General features: G+C 73.6%; 17 protein-coding genes. 8 read left to right on the top strand and 9 right to left on the bottom strand.

From position 1 onward, the window contains the following. Positions 1-78: 78 nt before the first annotated feature. A complete protein-coding gene (locus AAH979_RS02735) occupies positions 79-657 on the top strand; it encodes a TetR/AcrR family transcriptional regulator (protein WP_346256374.1) in 579 nt (192 codons plus the stop codon). Positions 658-827: 170 nt separating this feature from the next. On the opposite strand, the gene AAH979_RS02730 is transcribed toward AAH979_RS02735, so the two are convergent. From AAH979_RS02730 to AAH979_RS02720, 3 genes are all read right to left on the bottom strand, one after another. Beyond that, positions 828-1,703, bottom strand: a complete 876-nt coding sequence (locus AAH979_RS02730) for an ABC transporter permease (RefSeq protein ID WP_346256373.1) — start codon at positions 1,701-1,703, stop codon at positions 828-830. Between the two features lie 58 nt (positions 1,704-1,761). After that, a complete protein-coding gene (locus tag AAH979_RS02725; RefSeq protein ID WP_346256372.1) occupies positions 1,762-2,745 on the bottom strand; it encodes an ATP-binding cassette domain-containing protein in 984 nt (327 codons plus the stop codon). A 114-nt stretch (positions 2,746-2,859) separates the two neighbouring features. Beyond that, positions 2,860-6,192 (bottom strand): BTAD domain-containing putative transcriptional regulator, encoded by a 3,333-nt coding sequence (locus tag AAH979_RS02720; protein WP_346256371.1) that lies wholly within the window; start codon positions 6,190-6,192, stop codon positions 2,860-2,862. A 210-nt stretch (positions 6,193-6,402) separates the two neighbouring features. On the opposite strand from AAH979_RS02720, the gene AAH979_RS02715 reads away from it, so the two are divergent. From AAH979_RS02715 to AAH979_RS02705, 3 genes are all read left to right on the top strand, one after another. Continuing rightward, complete coding sequence (locus tag AAH979_RS02715) at positions 6,403-6,924, top strand: 2Fe-2S iron-sulfur cluster-binding protein (RefSeq protein WP_346256370.1); 522 nt, start codon at positions 6,403-6,405, stop codon at positions 6,922-6,924. Then, positions 6,921-7,910, top strand: a complete 990-nt coding sequence (locus tag AAH979_RS02710; RefSeq protein WP_346256369.1) for a xanthine dehydrogenase family protein subunit M — start codon at positions 6,921-6,923, stop codon at positions 7,908-7,910. Before AAH979_RS02715 ends, AAH979_RS02710 begins: the two co-directional genes overlap by 4 nt. A 125-nt stretch (positions 7,911-8,035) precedes the next feature. Continuing rightward, a complete protein-coding gene (locus AAH979_RS02705) occupies positions 8,036-8,875 on the top strand; it encodes an aldo/keto reductase (RefSeq protein WP_346256368.1) in 840 nt (279 codons plus the stop codon). 65 nt (positions 8,876-8,940) lie between these two features. On the opposite strand, the gene AAH979_RS02700 is transcribed toward AAH979_RS02705, so the two are convergent. From AAH979_RS02700 to AAH979_RS02690, 3 genes are all read right to left on the bottom strand, one after another. Next, positions 8,941-9,408, bottom strand: a complete 468-nt coding sequence (locus AAH979_RS02700; protein WP_346256367.1) for a hypothetical protein — start codon at positions 9,406-9,408, stop codon at positions 8,941-8,943. 100 nt (positions 9,409-9,508) lie between these two features. Beyond that, the gene (locus AAH979_RS02695; RefSeq protein ID WP_346256366.1) at positions 9,509-10,123 is read right to left on the bottom strand and encodes an FMN reductase; all 615 of its coding nucleotides are present in this window, start codon (positions 10,121-10,123) and stop codon (positions 9,509-9,511) included. Continuing rightward, the gene (locus AAH979_RS02690; protein WP_346256365.1) at positions 10,120-11,220 is read right to left on the bottom strand and encodes an LLM class flavin-dependent oxidoreductase; all 1,101 of its coding nucleotides are present in this window, start codon (positions 11,218-11,220) and stop codon (positions 10,120-10,122) included. Before AAH979_RS02690 ends, AAH979_RS02695 begins: the two co-directional genes overlap by 4 nt. Before the next feature lie 348 nt (positions 11,221-11,568). On the opposite strand from AAH979_RS02690, the gene AAH979_RS02685 reads away from it, so the two are divergent. From AAH979_RS02685 to AAH979_RS02670, 4 genes are all read left to right on the top strand, one after another. After that, complete coding sequence (locus AAH979_RS02685; RefSeq protein ID WP_346256578.1) at positions 11,569-12,792, top strand: sensor histidine kinase; 1,224 nt, start codon at positions 11,569-11,571, stop codon at positions 12,790-12,792. A gap of 73 nt (positions 12,793-12,865) precedes the next feature. Beyond that, the gene (locus AAH979_RS02680; RefSeq protein ID WP_346256364.1) at positions 12,866-13,597 is read left to right on the top strand and encodes a response regulator transcription factor; all 732 of its coding nucleotides are present in this window, start codon (positions 12,866-12,868) and stop codon (positions 13,595-13,597) included. Positions 13,598-13,766: 169 nt separating this feature from the next. Beyond that, entirely contained in the window at positions 13,767-14,651 is an 885-nt protein-coding gene (locus AAH979_RS02675; protein ID WP_346256363.1) for an ATP-binding cassette domain-containing protein, read from the top strand. A gap of 59 nt (positions 14,652-14,710) precedes the next feature. After that, complete coding sequence (locus AAH979_RS02670) at positions 14,711-15,793, top strand: ABC transporter permease (protein ID WP_346256577.1); 1,083 nt, start codon at positions 14,711-14,713, stop codon at positions 15,791-15,793. An 18-nt stretch (positions 15,794-15,811) separates the two neighbouring features. On the opposite strand, the gene AAH979_RS02665 is transcribed toward AAH979_RS02670, so the two are convergent. The 3 genes from AAH979_RS02665 to AAH979_RS02655 form a co-directional block, all read right to left on the bottom strand. After that, positions 15,812-16,909, bottom strand: coding sequence for a CapA family protein (locus tag AAH979_RS02665; protein ID WP_346256362.1), 1,098 nt, complete (start codon positions 16,907-16,909; stop codon positions 15,812-15,814). 99 nt (positions 16,910-17,008) lie between these two features. Then, on the bottom strand, positions 17,009-17,635 hold the full coding sequence (locus AAH979_RS02660) for a bifunctional 4-hydroxy-2-oxoglutarate aldolase/2-dehydro-3-deoxy-phosphogluconate aldolase (RefSeq protein ID WP_346256361.1): 627 nt from the start codon (positions 17,633-17,635) through the stop codon (positions 17,009-17,011). Continuing rightward, complete coding sequence (locus AAH979_RS02655) at positions 17,632-18,384, bottom strand: IclR family transcriptional regulator (RefSeq protein WP_346256360.1); 753 nt, start codon at positions 18,382-18,384, stop codon at positions 17,632-17,634. The genes AAH979_RS02660 and AAH979_RS02655 overlap by 4 nt, the downstream gene beginning before the upstream one ends. Positions 18,385-18,390 lie beyond the last annotated feature (6 nt).

The raw sequence follows: 18,390 nt of genomic DNA, 5'->3' as shown, positions 1-18,390 counted from the left end.
AGGAGTAGGAAACCGATCGGTTTCCACCACCGTAAACCGATCGGTTTCCACTCGCAAGTCCCGGGGTAGGCTGCGAACATGACCTCGACCACCGACCAGGCGACGCCCCGAGACCGGCTACTGCGGGCGGCGGCCGAACTGTTCCACCGGGAGGGCATCGCGACCACCGGGGTCGAGCGGCTCTGCCAGGTCGCCGGGGTCTCCAAGCGGACCATGTACCAGCTCTTCGAGACCAAGGACGCCCTGGTGGCGGAGAGCCTTGCCGCGTGCGGCCCGGCGGTGGTCGCGGCACACCTGCCGGACGAGACGTCCGGACTCGGCCCCCGCGACCGGATCCTCGCCGTCTTCGCCCACCTGGACGAGCTGTCCGGGTCACCGGAGTTCCGGGGCTGCCCGTTCCTGAACACCGCGGTCGAACTCCGGGACCCGCACCATCCGGCCAGCGTGATCGCCCGGGACTACAAGCAGCGGCTGACCGACTTCTTCGCCGGCCAGGCCCGGCTCGCCGGTGCCCGCGACCCCGAGACGCTGGCCAGGCAGCTCACCATCGTCTACGACGGGTCGGCCAGCCGGGCCGTGACCCAGGGCGCCGGACTGGACGGGCTGGCCACGCTCACCGCCTCGGCGCTGCTCGACGCCCACCTCGGCGCCTCCTGAGCCGCTCGCGACACGATCTCCCGCCCGCACCGGCTTCCCAGCGGCGGTGACCGGCGCCGCCGCCCGCACGCGGTCCGGCCCGTACCCGCCAGACGTGCGGATACGGGCCGGATCCCCCCGTGCGCCCTCCGAGCGCTATCCCCCGGCGCGCGGCGGTACGCGGTCCGCTGTCAGCGGCTCAGCCGCTGGTAGCGCCGGACGGCCAGCGGCGCGAAGATGGCGATCAGGAGCAGCGGAAAGCCGACCGCCAGGATTGTCGGGTGCTGCGCCGCCCAGGAGTCCCCACCGGTCCCGGGATTGCCGAACAGCTCCCGGCTGGCCGCCACCGTCGCCGACAGCGGGTTCCACGACGAGACCGCACCCAGCCAGTCCGGCATCAGGTCCGGTGCGACGAAGACGTTGGAGAGCGCGGTCAGCGGAAAGGCCAGCGGAAAGACGATCACCCCGACCGTGTCCGGATTCGGCACCATCAGGCCGAGGAAGATGCCGACCCAGGTGAGCGCGAGCCGCAGCAGCAGGATCAGCCCCACCGCGGCGAGGGCGTCGAGCACGCCGTTGCGCCACTGCCAGCCCACCAGCAGGCCGCAGACCACCAGGATGGTCATCTCCAGCAGCGCACGGAGCAGGTCGGCACCGGTCCGCCCGGTGACCAGCGCGGTCCGGGCCATCGGCATGGACCGGAACCGGTCCACCACACCCCGGCTGACGTCCATGGCGATGCCGCTGGCGGTGGCGCCGAGGCCGTACAGCATGGTCATCACGAAGACCCCCGGCAGGAGGTACTCCCGGTAACTGCCCGCGCCGGGCACCGCCATGCCACTGCCGAAGACGTAACCGAAGACCAGCACGAATATGATCGGCAGGCTGAAGTAGATCACGATCTCCTCGGGCGACCGGATCACGTGCGCCATGTTCCGGCCCGTCATCACCCAGCCGTCGGCCACCGCCCAGCGGAACCGGGTCAGCGGCCCGGCCGCCCGCCCGGCGGTCCGCCCGGCCGGGGACACCTCCGGCGTCCGGTGCTGCGCCTGCAACGTACTGGTCATGCCGTCACCTCGTTCCACTCGTCGTCGTACCCGCCCGGCCGGCCCGCACCCCGCCCGGTCACGCCGGCACCTCCGCCGAGGTCGGCCGCGCCGCCGCAGGCTGGTGCCCGGTCAGGTGCAGGAAGGCCTCGTCGAGGGTGGGCCGGCGCAACCCGATGTCCTCGACCGCGACCCCGGCGTCCCGCAGCGCCCGCATCACGTCGCCGAGCGCCGCCACCCGGTCCACGACCGGGGCGCTGAGCTGGCGGATCTCCGCGTCGAGCGTCACCGGCCCGGCGGAGGAACGTTCGACGATCCCGGCGGCGGTGCCGAGCTCCGCCGCGTGCCGGACCACCACCTCGATCCGGTCCGCCCCGATCCGCGCCTTCAGTTCGGCCGAGGTGCCCTCCGCGACCACCCGCCCGGAGTCGACCACCAGGATCCGGTCGGCGAGCTGGTCCGCCTCGTCGAGGTACTGGGTGGTGAGCAGCACCGTGGTGCCGTCGGCGACCAGACTCCGCACCGCGGACCAGAGGTGGTTGCGGCTGCGCGGGTCGAGCCCGGTGGTCGGCTCGTCGAGGAAGAGCACCCGGGGCGCCATGATCAGGCTGGCCGCCAGGTCCAGCCGGCGGCGCATCCCGCCGGAGTACTCCGCCGCCGACTTGCCCGCCGAGCCGGTCAGCCCGAACTGCTCCAGCAGCTCGTCCGCGCGGCGCCGGGCCACCCGCGCCGGCAGGTGGTGCAGCCGACCGAAAAGGATCAGGTTCTGCCGGCCGCTGAGCACCTCGTCGACCGCCGCGTACTGCCCGGTCAACCCGATCACCCCACGGACCAGGTCGGGCTGGCGAACCACGTCGTACCCGGCCACCCAGGCCCGGCCGGCGTCGAAGCGCAGCAGCGTGGAGAGGATCCGGACCGCCGTGGTCTTGCCGGCGCCGTTCGGTCCGAGCAGCCCGCACACCGTGCCGGCCGGCACACTGAGGTCGAACCCGTCGAGGGCCCGGGTCGCGCCGTACCGCTTGTGCAGTCCCTCGGCCACGACCGCTGATGTCTGTGTTGTCATGCCCCGACGGTCGCCGGGCGCGCTGACCGGTCACGCACCGATCGCTGACGGCCCCGCTGACCGGCCACGCACCACCACCGCCGCCTCGTCCGCCGCCGGCGCCATCGCCTCCGGTCAGGCTATGTCGAGCGTCGCGAGCGCCTCTTCCCGGGTCAGGGCCGCGCCCCGGGCCAGCACGCGCTGGTACGCCGGGTCGCCGAGCCGGGCGCGGGTGGCGGCGGCGACCGGCGCGGCGTCGATCGCCCCGGCGCTGCCGACGCCGACCTGCAACACCGCGATGGCGCCGAGCAGCAGGCCGGCCCGCTCGGCGTCGCCGCGGCGAAGCACCGGTCCGACCAGGCCGTCGACCGCGATCGTGAGGGTACTCAGTTCCCAGACCCCCACGGTGGCGCGCAGCACCTGACGGAACTTCGCCTGGGCCCCGACCGTGTCACCGATCGCCGCCAGGATCTGCCCCAGGGCGACCAGCGCGGCGAGCCGGATCCCCTCCGCGCCGAACCAGCCGGTCGGGCACTCCGCCAGCGCCTGCTCGCACAGCCGGCGTGCCCGGTCCAGGTCGCCGCGCCGCCGGGCGATCTCGCCGAGCCCCAGGTGAGCGGCGGCGAGCAACTCCGGCGCCCCGGCCGGCGGGGCCAGCTCCACCACCTGCTGGTAGTCGCCATCCGCCCCTTCCAGGTCGTCGACGCTGAGCCGGCCGTCCCCCCGGGTACGCAACAGCTCGGTCATGTCGAGCGTCGAGCCGAGTTCGTCGGCCAGCCGCAGCGCCTCGTCGACCAGTGCCGTGTGGGCGTGGTCGCGGCGCCGGTAGGCCAGCTCGGTCAGGGTCGTCAGCACCAGGATGGTCCCCCAGCGCTCTCCGAGGGTCCGGAAGTCGGCCAACGCCTCGCCGAGCTTGGCGCGCGCCGCCTCGTACCGGCCCCCGAGCATCCAGACCGTTCCCAGGCCGAGCGCCCCCAGCGCCCGGCTCCACGGGTCGGTTCCGAGCAGTCCGGCCCAGCCTTCCGGGGTGGCGAGCATGGTCTCCACCAGCTCCGGTGGTGGACCGTTGGCCACCCCGGACAGATAGAGCAGAAACGGCTGCCGGGGCGGCCGGCCCAGGTTCCACAGGATGGTGGCGGCCGGCTCGACGCCCTGCGGGCCCGAGCCGTACCCGCCGAGCGAGGCGTGCAGCAGGCAGAGCGCGTACTCCTCGGCGAGGTCGGGTGGCGGGGTGCCGTCGAGCTGCTCGACGAGCTGGGCAGCCAGCGCCGCCCCCTCACCCCGCAGGCCGCGCAGCCACCAGTAGAACGACAGCGCGGAGACCAGCTTCAGCGCGGTCGCGACGTCCCCGCCGGCCATCGCCCGGCGCAACGCGGCGTGCAGGTCGTCGCGGTCGCCGTCCAACCGGCGCAGCCAGTCCAGTTGGTCCGCGCCCCGCAGCCGCAGGTCGCCGGCACGGGCCAGTTCGAGGAAGTACGCCGCGTGTGCCCGGCGCAGCTCGTCCGCCTCGCCGGCCTCGGCCAACCGTTCGGCACCGAACGCGCGCACCGTCTCCAGCATCCGGAAACGCCCGCCCCCCGCCTCCACCAGGGACTTGTCGACCAGGCTGGAAAGCAGGTCGAGCACGTCCGCGTCGAGCGGCTCGCAGACCCGCTCGACGGCGTCCAGGTCAGCGCCGCCGGCGAAGACCGTCAACCGGCGCGCCAGCCGTTGTTCGGCCTCGTCCAGCAGGTCCCAGCTCCACCGCACCACCGCGCGCAACGTCTGGTGCCGCGGCTGGGCGATCCGGCTGCCCCGGGTCAGCAGCCGGAACCGGTCGTCGAGCCGGGCCGCGACCTCGGAGACCGGCAGGGCCCGCAGCCGGGCCGCGGCCAGCTCGATGGCGAGCGGCAGGCCGTCGAGGGTACGGCAGATCCGCAGTACCGCGGGGAGGTTGTCGGGACCGACGGCGAATCCCGGCGACACGTCAGCGGCCCGTTCGACGAAGAGCCGGACCGCCGCGTACGCCGGGGCCGCCTCGGCGGTCGTCTCGGCCGGTGGCAGGGTCAGTCCGGAGACCGGGCACAGTGCCTCGCCGGTGAGCCCGAGCGGCTCCCGGCTGGTCGCCAGGACCCGCACCTTCGGGCAGGCGCCGAGCAACCGGGCGGCGAGCCGGGCGGCGTCGGCGACCAGATGCTCGCAGTTGTCCAGCACAAGCAGCAGGCTCCGCTCGGCGAGCGCCGTGACCAGCCGGTCGGCGGCGTCCCGGGGACCACCCTGGCCGCGCAGCGCGGCGTCCCGCAGGTGCAGCGCGGCCAGTACCGCCGAGGCGACGTCCGCGCCCGCGGTCACCGCCGCGAGTTCGACCAGGTAGACCTCGCCGGGCTGCTGACCGGCCGCCTCGATCGCCAACCGGGTCTTGCCGGCACCACCGGGACCGTGCAGGGTGACCAACCGCGCCTCACCGAGCAGCTTGCCGACCCGGCCCAGCTCCTCCTCCCGCCCGACGAAGCTGCTGAGCTGCCCGGGCAGCCCGACGGCCGGACGGGACGGCTCGGCAACCGGACCGGGCGGCCCGCCGACGGGGGCCGCCGCGCCGGCAGGCACCGGACCGGCGACCGTCCCGGCGGGCGCCGGAGCGGAGACCGTATCGGCAGGAGTCGGACCGGCGGGCACCGGCCGGGCCGGGCCGGGACGGCGCCCGGGCGGGAGCAGGGCGGGATCGTCCCGCAGCACGGCCACGTGCAGCGCGGCCAGCTCCGGCGACGGGTCGGTGCCGAGTTCCTCCGCGAGCAGCCGGCGGGCCTCCTCGAAGGAGGCCAGCGCCTCGGCCCGCCGGCCACCCGCGTGCAGGGCTCGGATCAGCTGGCCGCGCAGCCGCTCCCGCAGCGGGTACGCCGCCACCAGCTCGCGCAGCTCGGCCACGGAGGGTCCGGGCCCGGCAAGGTCGAGTTCCGCCGCCACGCGGTCCTCGACGGCGGCCAGCCGCAGCTCGTCGAGGCGGACCGCCTGGGCCCAGGCGAACGGCGCCTCCCGGACGTCGGCCAGCGGCTCCCCGCGCCACAGCCGCGACGCCGCGCGCAGCAGCTCGACGGCGTGCCGCAGGTCACCACCGGCCAGCGCGCGCTGACCCTCGGCCACCAGCCGGGTGAACCGGTGCAGGTCGACGTCCTCCGGGTCCACCGCGATCCGGTACCCCGCCGGATGGAACTCCACCAGTGGCTCCGACCCGCCGTCGACGCCTGGCTCCGGCCCGCCGACGCCGGAGAGCACCTGGCGCAACCGGGAGACCTGGGACTGCAACGCGTTCGCGGCCCGGGCCGGCGGGCTGTCGCCGTACAGGCCCTGGATCAGCCGGTCCGCCGAGACCACCCGGCCGGCGTCGAGGAGCAGCAGCACCAGCAGGGCGCGCAGGCGCGGGCCACCGACGACGAGCCGCCGGCCGTCGCCCGCGTACACCTCGGTCGCGCCCAGGATGCCGAACCGCATGGCGTCGATTGTCGCCTACCCCCGCCCGGCGCCCGCCACACGCTCGGTCGGCACCGTGGCCGGGGTGCCGGGGCGAACGGTCGGCACCGCCGCGCCGAAGGCGTACGGAGCGTTGCGAGTGGCTTTGCGCATTTCGCCCCTTTGCCGCATTGGTGTCGTTAGCTTGGGGGGTGTTCATCCGCGACTCGATCCCACGAGGAGGCCGGAAGGATGGATGCCGAGGTCAACCTCCGGGTGGACGGGGCCGATCACCGGCTGACCGTCGACACCCGGACCACCCTGCTCGACACCCTGCGGGAGCGGCTGGGCAACACCAGCCCGAAGAAGGGCTGCGACCACGGGCAGTGCGGCGCCTGCACGATCCTGCTGGACGGGCGGCGGGTGAACAGTTGCCTCGCCCTCGCGGTGGCACACGACGGGGCCGAGATCGTCACCGCCGCCGGCCTGGCACCCGACGGCGAACTGCACCCGATGCAGCGCTGCTTCATCCAGTACGACGCCTTCCAGTGCGGCTACTGCACGCCGGGGCAGATCGTCTCGGCCGTCGCGATGATCCGGGAAGCCGAGGCGGGCTGGCCGAGCGCGGTGACCGTGGACGGTGCATCCGCCGGCGACGGGGGCCGGGCGAGGCTGGACGCCGACGAGATCCGGGAACGGATGAGCGGCAACCTCTGCCGCTGCGCCGCGTACGCGAACATCGTGCCGGCGATCCAGGAACTGGCCCGGCGATGAAGCCCTTCCGGTACGCCCGCGCCGACGACGTGACCGGTGCGGTGGCGCTGCTCGCCGGCTCGCCGAACGGCGCCTTCCTCGGCGGCGGGACCAACCTGGTCGACCTGATGAAGCTCGACGTGGCCACGCCGGACCTGCTGGTGGACGTACGCCGGCTCACCTCCGACCAGGTCGAGGAGCTACCCGGCGGCGGCATCCGGATCGGCGCCGCCACCCCGAACAGCGAGCTGGCGGCGCATCCACTGGTCCGGGGGCGCTATCCGGTGCTCTCCCAGTCACTGCTCTCCGGTGCCTCCGGCCAACTGCGCAACCTGGCGACCGCCGGCGGAAATTTACTGCAACGCACCCGGTGCGTGTACTTCCAGAACGTCACCACCCCGTGCAACAAGCGGGATCCCGGCACCGGCTGCTCGGCGATCGACGGATATCACCGCGAACTCGCGATCCTCGGCACCTCATCGGAGTGCGTCGCCACCCATCCGTCGGACTTCGCGGTCGCACTCGCTGCGCTGGACGCCACCGTGCACACCGAGGGTCCGGCCGGCGCGCGGCGCATTCCCATGGCCGAGCTGCACCGGTTGCCGGACGGCGAACCGCACCGGGACACCGTACTGGCACACGGTGAACTGATCACCGCGATCGAGGTGCCAGCACTCTCCTTCGGCACCCGGTCCCGCTACCGCAAGGTACGCGACCGGGCGTCGTACGCGTTCGCGCTGGTCTCGGTGGCGGCGGCGGTCGACGTGGCGGACGGTACGGTCCGGGACGTCCGCATCGCGCTCGGCGGGGTGGCGCACAAGCCGTGGCGGGCCACCCGGGCCGAGGAGCTGCTGCGCGGCGGCCCGGCCCGGGAGGACCGGTTCCGGGCGGCCGCCGAGGCGGAACTCGCGCAGGCCCGGCCGCTGCCGGGAAACGCCTTCAAGGTGCCGCTGGCCCGCAACACCCTGACCCGTACCCTGCTCGACCTGGTCGACGGGCCCGCCTGACCTCGGCTCCCCGGCACCGCCACCCTGACGGCCGGTACGCCGGCGCGAGTAGGTTGATCTGGAGGAACGCCGCACCGCACCGGCCCGCACCCCTGGGCCGGACTGGACCGCAGGAGATCAACCAGATGAACGCAGAGCCGACCGTGCCGACCCTTCCGCTGGCGAACGGTGCCCGGATACCGCAGCTCGGTTTCGGGACCTGGCCGCTGTCCGACGCCGAGGCCGAGCGGGCCGTCGCCGAGGCGATCGGGGTCGGTTACCGGCTGATCGACACCGCCTACAAGTACGGCAACGAGGTGGGCGTCGGCCGTGGCCTGCGCGCCTCCGGGGTGCCCCGGGAAGAACTCTTCGTCACCAGCAAGCTGAACGGCGAGTGGCACGGTCGGGACAGGGTGCGGGAGGCGTTCCAGGACAGCATCGGCAAGCTCGGCGTCGACTACCTCGACCTCTACCTGATCCACTGGCCGATGCCCTGGCAGGACCGGTACGTCGACGCCTTCCTGGGCCTGTCCGACCTGCTCCGGGACGGCCGGGTACGGGCCGTCGGGCTGTCCAACTTCAAGCCGGCACACATCGACCGGATCCGCGCCGCGACGGACGTGACGCCGGACGTCAACCAGATCCAGTTGGACCCGACGCTGACCCGGGACGCCGCCCGGGCGTACCACCGGGAGCACGGCATCGCCACCCAGTCCTGGGGGCCGATCGGGCATGGCGGCGAACTCCTCGCCAACCCGGTGGTGACCGGGCTGGCCGACCGGTACGGCCGGACGCCCGCGCAGGTCGTGCTGCGGTGGCACCTCGACCTGGGGCTGGTCCCGATCCCGAAGACCGCCTCGCCGGACCGGATGAAGAGCAACATCGACGTCTTCGACTTCACGCTCGCCCCGGAGGACGTCGCCGCGCTCTCCGCGCTCGACCGCGGTGAACAGGCCGCCGCCGACTCCGACACCGTCGGACACTGAACCACCCGGTCAGGCCGGGCGGTGGCCCGGCCTGACCGGTACCGAGGCAGCGCATCGGCACCGGGTCACGGCAGTTCCATCGTCTCCGCGACGGCGATCTCGGACAGTGCGGCGGCCAGGTAGTCGCCGGCCGCTCCGCCGGTGACGGCGAGCAGGTCGGCGACGAGCAGCGGGGCGTGCCGGGCCACCGCCGCCGGATCGGGCGGCGGTGCCTCGTCCGCCATCTGGTGTACGCCGAGCGCGCCGGTCAGCAGCAGCGCCAGCACCCCGACGTCCAGTCCCGGCAGCCAGCCGGCGTTGCTCCGGGCACACCGCACGAGCACGGCCTGCACGTCCTCCCCGGCCAGCCCGTCCGGGTGCGCCTGCTCCAGCAGCAGTCGCAGCACCGCGCCGAGCACCAGCCCGACCTGTTCGCCGGGGAGCAGGGCGAGGTCGCCGGCCGCCTCGTCGAGCGCGTCCGGGTCCTGCGCCCGGACCGCCTCGACGGCACGGACGGTGGCCTGCGTGATGGCCCGGGGCACCGGTGGGATCATCAGGACATTCAACCGGACGTACCCGCACCGGCCGGGCCCCGGGCACCCCCGTCAGCCGGGCCGGCGGAGCTCAGTCGCCGGAGCCGCGCCGGATGGAACCTCAGTCGCCGGTCAGCAGTTGGTCGAAGGTCGTGGTGAGCCGGAACGGGTCGACGGCCTCGGCCGGTTCGCGGCGGGCGACCTGCTCGGCGAGTTCCCGGGCGGCCCGGTCGATCCGGCCGCGCAGCGTGCCCTGGGCGCTGCCGCCGGCCCAGTCCTCCGGCGCGGCGAAGACCGAGGTCGGCACCACCACCGCGCGCAGATAGCTGAACATCGGCCGCAGCGCGTGTTCGAGCGCCAGCGAGTGCCGGGCGGTGCCGCCGGTCGCGCCGATCAGCACCGGCCGGTCGACCAGGGCGTCGTCGCCGAGCACGTCGAAGAACGCCTTGAACAGTCCGCTGTAGGAGGCGTTGAAGATCGGGGTCACCACGATCAGACCGTCGGCGGCGGCGACGGTCTCCAGTGCCCGGTTGAGCGCCTCCGACGGAAAGCCGGCGAGCAGGTGGTTCACCACGTCGTGGCCGAGGTCGCGCAGCTCGACCACCTCGGTCCGGACCGGCACACCCCGGCGGTCGAGTTCGGCGCCGGTGGCCGAGGCGAGCTGGTCGGCGAGCAGCCGGGTGGAGGACGGCACCCGTAGCCCGGCCGAGACGACCACGAGGGTCCGGGCCGTCATCGGACCGCCCCCGCCTCGGCCGCCGCGTCCCGCTCGGCCTTCATCGACGCGTGCGTCGGTGCCTCGGGTACGTGCGCGGGGCGGAGCGCGGCGAACTCCCGCCGCAGCACCGGTACGACCTCCTCGCCGAGGATGTCCAACTGCTCCAGTACGGTCTTCAGCGGCAGTCCGGCGTGGTCGACCAGGAAGAGCTGCCGCTGGTAGTCGCCGACGTAGTCCCGGAAGGTGAGGGTGCGGTCGATCACCTGCTGCGGGCTGCCGACGGTCAGCGGGGTCTCCCGGGTGAAGTCCTCCAGCGACGGGCCGTGCCCGTAGACCGGCGCGTTGTCGAAGTACGGCCGGAACTCGCGTACCGCGTCCTGCGAGTTGCGCCGCATGAACACCTGGCCGCCGAGGCCGACGATGGCCCGGTCGGCGTCGCCGTGGCCGTAGTGCGCGAACCGCTGCCGGTAGAGGCCCACCATCCGCTGGGTGTGCTCCTTGGGCCAGAAGATGTGGTTGGCGAAGAACCCGTCGCCGTAGTACGCGGCCTGCTCGGCGATCTCCGGGCTGCGGATCGAGCCGTGCCAGACGAACGGCGGGATCCCGTCCAGCGGCCGGGGCGTCGAGGTGAACGACTGCAACGGGGTGCGGAACTTGCCCTCCCAGTCGACGACGTCCTCCCGCCACAGCCGGCGCAGCAGGTCGTAGTTGTTGATCGCCAGCGGGATGCCGTTGCGGATGTCCTGCCCGAACCACGGGTACACCGGTCCGGTGTTGCCCCGACCCATCATCAGGTCGACCCGGCCGTCGGCCAGGTGCTGGAGCATGGCGTAGTCCTCGGCGATCTTCACCGGGTCGTTGGTGGTGATCAGGGTGGTCGCGGTGGAGAGCAGCAGCCGACTGGTCCGGGCCGCGACGAACCCGAGCATGGTGGTGGGTGAGGAGGGCACGAACGGCGGGTTGTGGTGCTCACCGGTGGCGAAGACGTCGAGACCGACCTCCTCCGCCTTCAACGCGATGGCGACCATGGCTTTGATCCGCTCCGCCTCGGACGGCTCCCGTCCGTTCGTCGGATCGGTGGTCACGTCACCCACGCTGAAGATCCCGAACTGCATCGCCAGCTCCTCACTCGGTCCCGGGCGCCAGTCCCCGGATCGCCCCGCACAACATACTTGCCGAGTCAACTATTCCGGCGTCCAGCGGGACCGGGGCGGCGGAGATCGCCCGGGACAGTGGCCCGCGGCGGACAGCAACCCACTACCCTCCGTGATATCCGCCATGCCGGCAGGTCGAAGATGCGCGGGACGCGGCCGATACGTTATTCATGTCGGGTGGAGGCTGGCAGCGCGCGACAGGATGACCCGGCACCGACCGGCGGGCCGGACAGCGACCCGGCGCGCCCGTGGGCCCGCCCCGGGCCGACCCGGCAGCAGCGCCAACGGGACCTCTACCTGGGCCTGTCGATGGCGGCGCTCGGCCTGCTCAGCGTGGTGCTGTCGAACAGCATGGGCAGCTTCCCGCTCGGCACCCCGCCGTCCTGGCCCGAGCAGCTCGGGTGGGCGGTCGCGGGCGGCCTGCCGCTGATCTGGCGACGCAGCCATCCGGAGATCAGCACCAGCGTGCTCGCCGCGATCTTCATCACCGCCCAGGTCCGGCACGTTCCGGAGGTATGGGTCGCCTCCGCGACGCTCTTCGTCGCCGTCTACAGCCTCGGCGCCTGGGGGCGGGACCGCCGGCTCTCGGCCTGGATCAGGGTCGGGGTCATCGTCGCGATGTTCGTCTGGCTGGTCATCGCGGCGGGGCTGAGCATCGCGTCGGCGGAGTCGAACTTCCCGGGCGCGGCCGGCCCGATCTCCCCGCTCGTCGCCGTCGCGATCACCACCGTGCTGTTCAACGGCGCCTTCTTCCTGCTCGCCTACCTGCTCGGCAACCGCACCTGGACCTCCGCGCTGCGGCAGCACGAGCTGGAGGTGCAGGCCGAGGAGCTGCGCCGGTCCCGGGCCGAGAACGCCGAGCGGGCGGTCAACCAGGAACGGGTACGCATCGCCCGCGAGCTGCACGACGTCGTCGCCCACCACGTCTCGGTGATGGGCGTGCAGGCCAGCGCGAGCCGGCGGGTCATGGACAAGGACCCGGACAAGGCCAAGACCGCGCTCGCCGCGGTGGAGCAGAGCGCGCGTACCGCCGTCGACGAGTTGCGCCGGATGCTCGGGGTGCTCCGCGACGCGGGCGCCGCCGACGGGGCCCTCGGCTACGGGCTGGAGCAGGTCGACAGCCTGCTCCAGGGGGCCCGGGACGCCGGGCTCGCCGTCGAGTACAAGATCTACGGTACGCCGGTGCCGGTGCCGGAGTCGGTCTCGCTGGCCGGCTACCGGGTGGTCCAGGAGGCGATGACGAACACCATCAAGCACGCCCGGGCCAGCGCGGTCGACGTACGGATCCGGTACCTGCGCCGGGAGGTCGAGGTGGAGGTGACCGACGACGGCCGTACCGGGCTGGCCGCCGTACCGGGCCGGTCCGCTGGGGGCGGTGGGCTCGGCCTGATCGGCATGCGGGAACGGGTCGCCGCGCACGACGGCAGCCTGGAGGTGGGCGCCCGGGCCGACGGCGGTTTCCGGGTACGGGCCCGGTTCCCGATCGCCCCGGCCGGTGCCGCCGACGCCTCCCCCGCGACGGCGACGGCGTGACCGGGCGCAGCGCCGGCCCCGGCCGGCCCGCCCCGGCGGCTCGACGGGACGACGAGCGAGCGGAGCAGTGGTCATGACGGAGCCGAACACCCCGATCCGGGTCCTCCTCGCCGACGACCAGCACCTGGTCCGGGCCGGCCTGCGGATCATCCTGGAGACGGAGGAGGACTTCGAGGTGGTCGGCGAGGCGGCGGACGGCCGCCGGGCCGTCGAACTCGCCCTGGCCGAGCGGCCCGACGTCGTCCTGCTGGACGTGGAGATGCCGCACCTGGACGGGTTGGCGGCGACCCGGCAGATCGTGGCGGCCACCGGGGCGGACGGGCCGGCGGTGCTGATCCTGACCACGTTCGACCGGGACGACTACCTGTTCGCCGCGCTCCAGGCCGGGGCCAGCGGATTCCTGCTGAAGAACGGCTCACCGGAGGATCTGGTCGAGGCGGTGCGGATCCTCGCCCGGGGCGACGCGCTGCTCGCTCCGCAGATCACCCGTCGGGTGATCGCGACCTTCGCCACCCCGGCCGGAGCGGTCGCCCCGACCGCCGGCCGGCCCGGCGCGGGCGGCGGACCGTCCGACCTGGACCGGCGCCGGCTGGCCGAGCTGACCGAGCGGGAACGGGAGGTGCTGGTGCAGCTCGCCGGGGGCGCCTCCAACGCCGAGATCGCCGAGCGGCTGCTGCTCGGCGAGGCGACCGTGAAGACGCACGTCTCCCGGGTACTGATGAAGCTCGGGCTGCGCGACCGTACCCAGGCGGTGGTTTTCGCGTACGAGCACGGGGTGGTGACCCCGGGCGGTGCCGGCGGCTGACCGGCCCGGCCGCCGGGCGCGGTGCCGGCTCATCCCGGCGGCGCACCAGGCGGTAAGTGGATCATCCTTGCGGTTCCGCCGCGCGACGGACGTCAGCGGAGTCCCGCCGGACTAACCTCGTCCCCGCCGGTGCGGGTGCGCCGGCGGAAGACCTGGTGAAGGAGGCCGGATGCTGCGCGTGGCGTCCGTCGATCGGTCGTTCGGCGGCCGGAGAGTGCTCGACGACATCTCGTTCGAGGTGGTCCCGGGCCGGATGACCGGGTTCGTCGGGGCCAACGGTGCCGGCAAGACCACCTCGATGCGGATCATCCTCGGCCTGCTCGCCGCCGACTCCGGCACGGTGACCTGGCACGGTGAGCCGGTCAGCCGGGCCGTCCGGCAGCGCTTCGGCTACATGCCCGAGGAACGCGGCCTGTACCCGAAGATGAAAGTCCGGGAACAGCTCGTCTACCTCGGCCGGCTCTACGGGCTGACCGCGCCGGCCGCCCGGCGCAGCGTCGACGAGCTGCTGGACCGGATTGGTCTGGCCGAGCGGGCCGGCGATCCGCTGGAGAAGCTCTCCCTCGGCAACCAGCAGCGGGCCCAGATCGCGGCGGCGCTGGTACACGACCCCGAGGTGCTGATCCTGGACGAGCCCTTCTCCGGGCTCGACCCGATCGCCGTCGAGGTGATCGCCGGGGTGCTGCGGGAGCGCGCCGCCCGAGGGGTACCGGTGCTCTTCTCCAGCCACCAGCTCGACGTGGTGGAGCGGCTCTGCGACGACCTGGTGATCATCGCCGCCGGGGCGGTACGCGCCGCCGGCAGCCGCACCGAACTCCGCACCAGGTACGCGACCCCGCGCTACCAGCTCGTCCTCGACGCCGACGCCGGCTGGGTCCGCGACCTGCCCGGAATCTCCATCGTGGACCTCGACGGCGCACGGGTCGTGATCGAACTCGCCGATCCCGCCGACGACCAGGCGGTGCTGCGGGCGGCCCTCGCCCGGGGCCCGGTACGCGCCTTCGGCCCCATCGTCCCCTCGCTCGCCGAGATCTTCCGGGAGGTAACCCAGTGACGACGCTCGCACCGTCCCGCGACCGGCAGCAGGCCGGACCGACCGCCACCGGCACCTCGCTGTGGAGCGCCACAAAGCTGGTCGCCGGCCGGGAGATCACGGTCAAGCTCCGGGACCGGACGTTCCTGATCAGTACCGTCCTCTTCCTGGTGATCGCGGCGGGCGCCACGGTGCTGCCGGCGCTCTTCGGCAACGGCAGCTCGACGGTGGCCGTGGTCGGCACCGGCGACGCCGGCGGCCTGCTGGACCGGGCCGGCATGGAGGTGGTGGCCGCCACCGACGTCGCGCAGGCGGAGCAACTCGTCCGGGACGGCGACGTGGACGCCGCCGTGGTGCCGGGGGACGGGGCCGGCGGCATCCGGGTGCTGGCGATGGACCGTACGCCGGACTCGGTGGTCCGGGCGCTGAGCAGCGCTCCCCCGGTGCAGCTCCTCGACCCGGACGCGGTCGACCCGGTGCTGGCCTTCCTGGTGCCGATGTCCTTCTCGATGGTCTTCTTCTTCCTCTCCATCACCTTCGGCGTACAGATCGCGCAGAGCGTCACCGAGGAGAAACAGACCCGCATCGTGGAGATCCTGGTGGCGGCGGTGCCGGTCCGGGCCCTGCTCGCCGGCAAGGTGCTCGGCAACGGCGCGCTCGCGCTCGGCCAGGTGGTGCTGATCGCGCTGGTCGCGGTGGTCTCCATGCAGGCCGTCGGCGGCGACACCGGCCTGCTGGGGCAGCTCGGTCCGGCGATCGCCTGGTTCATCCCGTTCTTCGTGGTCGGTTTCGTGCTGCTGGCCTCGCTCTGGGCGGTCACCGGCGCGCTGGTCAGCCGACAGGAGGACATCAGCGGGGCGTCCGGCCCGGCCCAGTTGGTGATCATGGTGCCGTTCTTCCTGGTGATCTTCCTCAACGGCAACCCGACGGCGATGACGGCGCTCTCCTACGTGCCGTTCTCGGCGCCGACCGCGATGCCGCTGCGGCTCTTCTTCGGCGACGCCGCCGGCTGGGAGCCGGTGCTGGCGCTGCTGCTCCTGCTCGGCGCCGCCGCGCTCTGCATCACGCTCGCCGCCCGGCTCTACGAGGGGTCGCTGCTGCGTACCAACGGGAAGACCTCGGTGCGGGCCGCGTGGCGGGAGCGGGAGACCCGGGTCTCCTGAGCACCCCGTCGGCCGGGATCAGGATCGTTTCGCGGCGAGGCCGGAACAGCGCCTCGCCGCGGCGATCCGGTCCTCGATCCGCTCCCGGGCGGCGCCGGAGACGAGTACCGGCTGGCCGGTCCGGGAGACCGTGGCGGGCAGGAACTCGTTGCGGATCACCGTACGGCCCCGGACGGTGAGCCGGAGTACTCCGGAGTCGGTGCTCTTGGAGTCGCCGTACCAGAGGAAGTTGCCGAGCCCGTAGTGCAGGTACGTCCGGCCGAGCCAGCCGTCGCCGAGCAGGGTGTGCGCGTGCGTACCGAGCACGATGTCGGCGCCGGCCCGGGACATCCGGCCGGCGAAGCTCTTCATCTCGCCGCTCGGGCAGGAGTTCCCCTCGATCCCCCAGTGCATGAAGACGATCACCAGGTCGGCCTGCTCCCGGGCGGCCCGTACGGCTGCGGTGGCCCGGGCGGTGTCGAACGCCATCGCCACCCCGGGCCGGGTCGCGGTCGGCTTCCACTGCCCGGCCAGCTCGTGCACCTGCGACATGCCGAGTACGGCGATCCGCACCCCGCGCACCGTGGTCAGCCAGGGCGCGTACGCCGCGTCGGCGTCGCGGCCCGCGCCGAAGACCGGGAAATCCGCCTCCGCCGCCGCGTCGAGGGTGTCCCGGAGCCCTACCTGCCCGTAGTCCAGTACGTGGTTGTTGGCGACCGAGGCGGCGTCCACCCCGGCGGCCCGCAGCGCCGGGTAGGCGCTCTTCGGCGCCCGGAAGTGGAAACGCTTCGGCTGCGGGGTGCCCCGACCGGTCACCGCCGTCTCCAGGTTCAGCAGGGTCAGGTCGGCGTCCCGCAGGGTCGACGCGATCCGGCCGAACGCCGTCGCCGGCTCGTCGAGCAGCCGCAGCGTACGCCCGGTGAAGTGGACGTCACCGGCGAACGCCAGCCGCAGCTCGACCGGCGCGGCCGGGGTCGGTGCCGCCGCCGGGCTGGTCGGCGCCGGAGCGGGTGCGCTCGCCGAGGTCCCGGGTGTCGCCGGACCGGTGTCCGGCTGCGCCGAGCATCCGGCCAGGACGGCCCCGGCCGTGACCGCCGCCAGCATCGCCCGCCACGCCCGCACCGCGCCGCCGCCCATCCGGCGAGGGTACGCGGCGGCGGGCCGGCCCGCCGCCCGGCGACCGGTCACGGACGGCGTGTCGACGTTCCCCGCTCGGTCGACGCCCTCGTCCGGGGGTTACCGCCGGACGAGCCGGCCGAGCAGGTCGAGTTGGCGGGAGTCCTGCAACGCGGACCCGACCGCCACCACCCGGGCACCGGCCGCGAGGAAGTCGTCGGCGTTGTCGGCGTCCAGCCCACCGGTGGCGACGAACTTCACCGCCGGGAACGGGCCGTGCTGGGCCCGCAGCCAGCCGGTGCCGAGTTCGCTGGCCGGAAACGCCTTGAGCCAGGTGTGCCCGGTGCGCAGCGCCTGGCCGATCTCCGAGGAGGTGGCGACTCCGGGCAGGTGGGCGAGGCCGAGCCGGGAGCACTCGGCGGCCACCTCCGGGTCGTACCCGGGGGCGACGGTGAAGACCGCGCCGGCCTCGTACACCGTGTGGACCTGTTCCGGGGTGAGCACCGTGCCGGCGCCGACCGGCCGGTCCCGCTCCCGGCCGGCGGCGATGGCGGCGTGCAGCGCGGGCAGCGCGTCCGGGCTCTGCACCGGTACCTCGACCACGTCGATGCCGGCGTCCCAGGCCCGCTGGCAGAGTTCGACGGTCCGGTCCGGGTCGAAGCCACGGAGGATCGCCATCACCGGCTGGCTGGCGAAGAGGCTGTCGAAGAAGGTCGTCGAGGGGTTGGGCACGGTCGCTCCGTTCATGATCGGTGTTCTCCGGTCCAGCCGAGGTCCCGGGAGATCGCGGCGCAGGTTCCGGTCAGCTCCGGCAGGTGTTCGCGGAGGCGCTCCAGCGGGGCCAGGGCGCGCAACGCGGTGATCGACACCGCGCCGGCCACCCGGCCCCGGGCATCCCGGACCGGTACGGCGACACAGCTCACGAAGTCCTCGAACTCGCCGTCGTCCTCGGCCCAGCCGCGCTCGGCGATCCGGGCCAGCTCCGCCCGGAACTCGGCCGGGTCGGTGATCGAGGTGTCGGTGTGCCGGGGGTACGTCAGCCGGGCCAGGAAACGTTCCCGGGCCGGCTCGTCGAGGTGGGCCAGGATCGCCTTGCCAACTCCCGAGGTGTGCGGGTCGACCGGCTGGCCGACCCGGGACCGCATCCGCAGCGCGCCGCGACCATCCACCTTGGCCACATAGACGATTTCGTCGTCGACGAGTTGGGCGAGGTGCACGGTGTGGCCGTACCGGTCGCCGAGCCGGACCAGGTGCGGGTGGGCGACCGGGTGCAGGTCGAGCTGTTCCACCGCGTGCTGCGCGATCGCCACCATCCGGAATCCGATCGTGTAGCGGCCGTCGACCGGGCGGGCGAACCCGCCCCGTTCGAGGGTCTGCACCAGCCGCAGCGCGGTCGACTTGTGCACCCCGAGGTCGTCGGCGAGCTCGCCGAGCGAGCGGGGTCGCTCGGCGAAGAGTTCGATGATGCGCAGTGCGCGCTCGACGGTCTGGGACATCTCGAC

The sequence above is a fragment of the Plantactinospora sp. ZYX-F-223 genome (genome assembly GCF_039649625.1).
Lineage (GTDB): Bacteria > Actinomycetota > Actinomycetes > Mycobacteriales > Micromonosporaceae > Plantactinospora.
Note: the sequence above shows the minus strand (reverse complement) of the source record. Positions and strands in the feature narration are given on the sequence as shown.

Coding starts and splice junctions, on each gene's coding strand:
- AAH979_RS02735 (WP_346256374.1), top strand. CDS start 79: ATGACCTCGACCACCGACCAGGCGACGCCCCGAGACCGGCTACTGCGG.
- AAH979_RS02730 (WP_346256373.1), bottom strand. CDS start 1,703: ATGACCAGTACGTTGCAGGCGCAGCACCGGACGCCGGAGGTGTCCCCG.
- AAH979_RS02725 (WP_346256372.1), bottom strand. CDS start 2,745: ATGACAACACAGACATCAGCGGTCGTGGCCGAGGGACTGCACAAGCGG.
- AAH979_RS02720 (WP_346256371.1), bottom strand. CDS start 6,192: ATGCGGTTCGGCATCCTGGGCGCGACCGAGGTGTACGCGGGCGACGGC.
- AAH979_RS02715 (WP_346256370.1), top strand. CDS start 6,403: ATGGATGCCGAGGTCAACCTCCGGGTGGACGGGGCCGATCACCGGCTG.
- AAH979_RS02710 (WP_346256369.1), top strand. CDS start 6,921: ATGAAGCCCTTCCGGTACGCCCGCGCCGACGACGTGACCGGTGCGGTG.
- AAH979_RS02705 (WP_346256368.1), top strand. CDS start 8,036: ATGAACGCAGAGCCGACCGTGCCGACCCTTCCGCTGGCGAACGGTGCC.
- AAH979_RS02700 (WP_346256367.1), bottom strand. CDS start 9,408: ATGATCCCACCGGTGCCCCGGGCCATCACGCAGGCCACCGTCCGTGCC.
- AAH979_RS02695 (WP_346256366.1), bottom strand. CDS start 10,123: ATGACGGCCCGGACCCTCGTGGTCGTCTCGGCCGGGCTACGGGTGCCG.
- AAH979_RS02690 (WP_346256365.1), bottom strand. CDS start 11,220: ATGCAGTTCGGGATCTTCAGCGTGGGTGACGTGACCACCGATCCGACG.
- AAH979_RS02685 (WP_346256578.1), top strand. CDS start 11,569: ATGGCGGCGCTCGGCCTGCTCAGCGTGGTGCTGTCGAACAGCATGGGC.
- AAH979_RS02680 (WP_346256364.1), top strand. CDS start 12,866: ATGACGGAGCCGAACACCCCGATCCGGGTCCTCCTCGCCGACGACCAG.
- AAH979_RS02675 (WP_346256363.1), top strand. CDS start 13,767: ATGCTGCGCGTGGCGTCCGTCGATCGGTCGTTCGGCGGCCGGAGAGTG.
- AAH979_RS02665 (WP_346256362.1), bottom strand. CDS start 16,909: ATGGGCGGCGGCGCGGTGCGGGCGTGGCGGGCGATGCTGGCGGCGGTC.
- AAH979_RS02660 (WP_346256361.1), bottom strand. CDS start 17,635: ATGAACGGAGCGACCGTGCCCAACCCCTCGACGACCTTCTTCGACAGC.
- AAH979_RS02655 (WP_346256360.1), bottom strand. CDS start 18,384: ATGTCCCAGACCGTCGAGCGCGCACTGCGCATCATCGAACTCTTCGCC.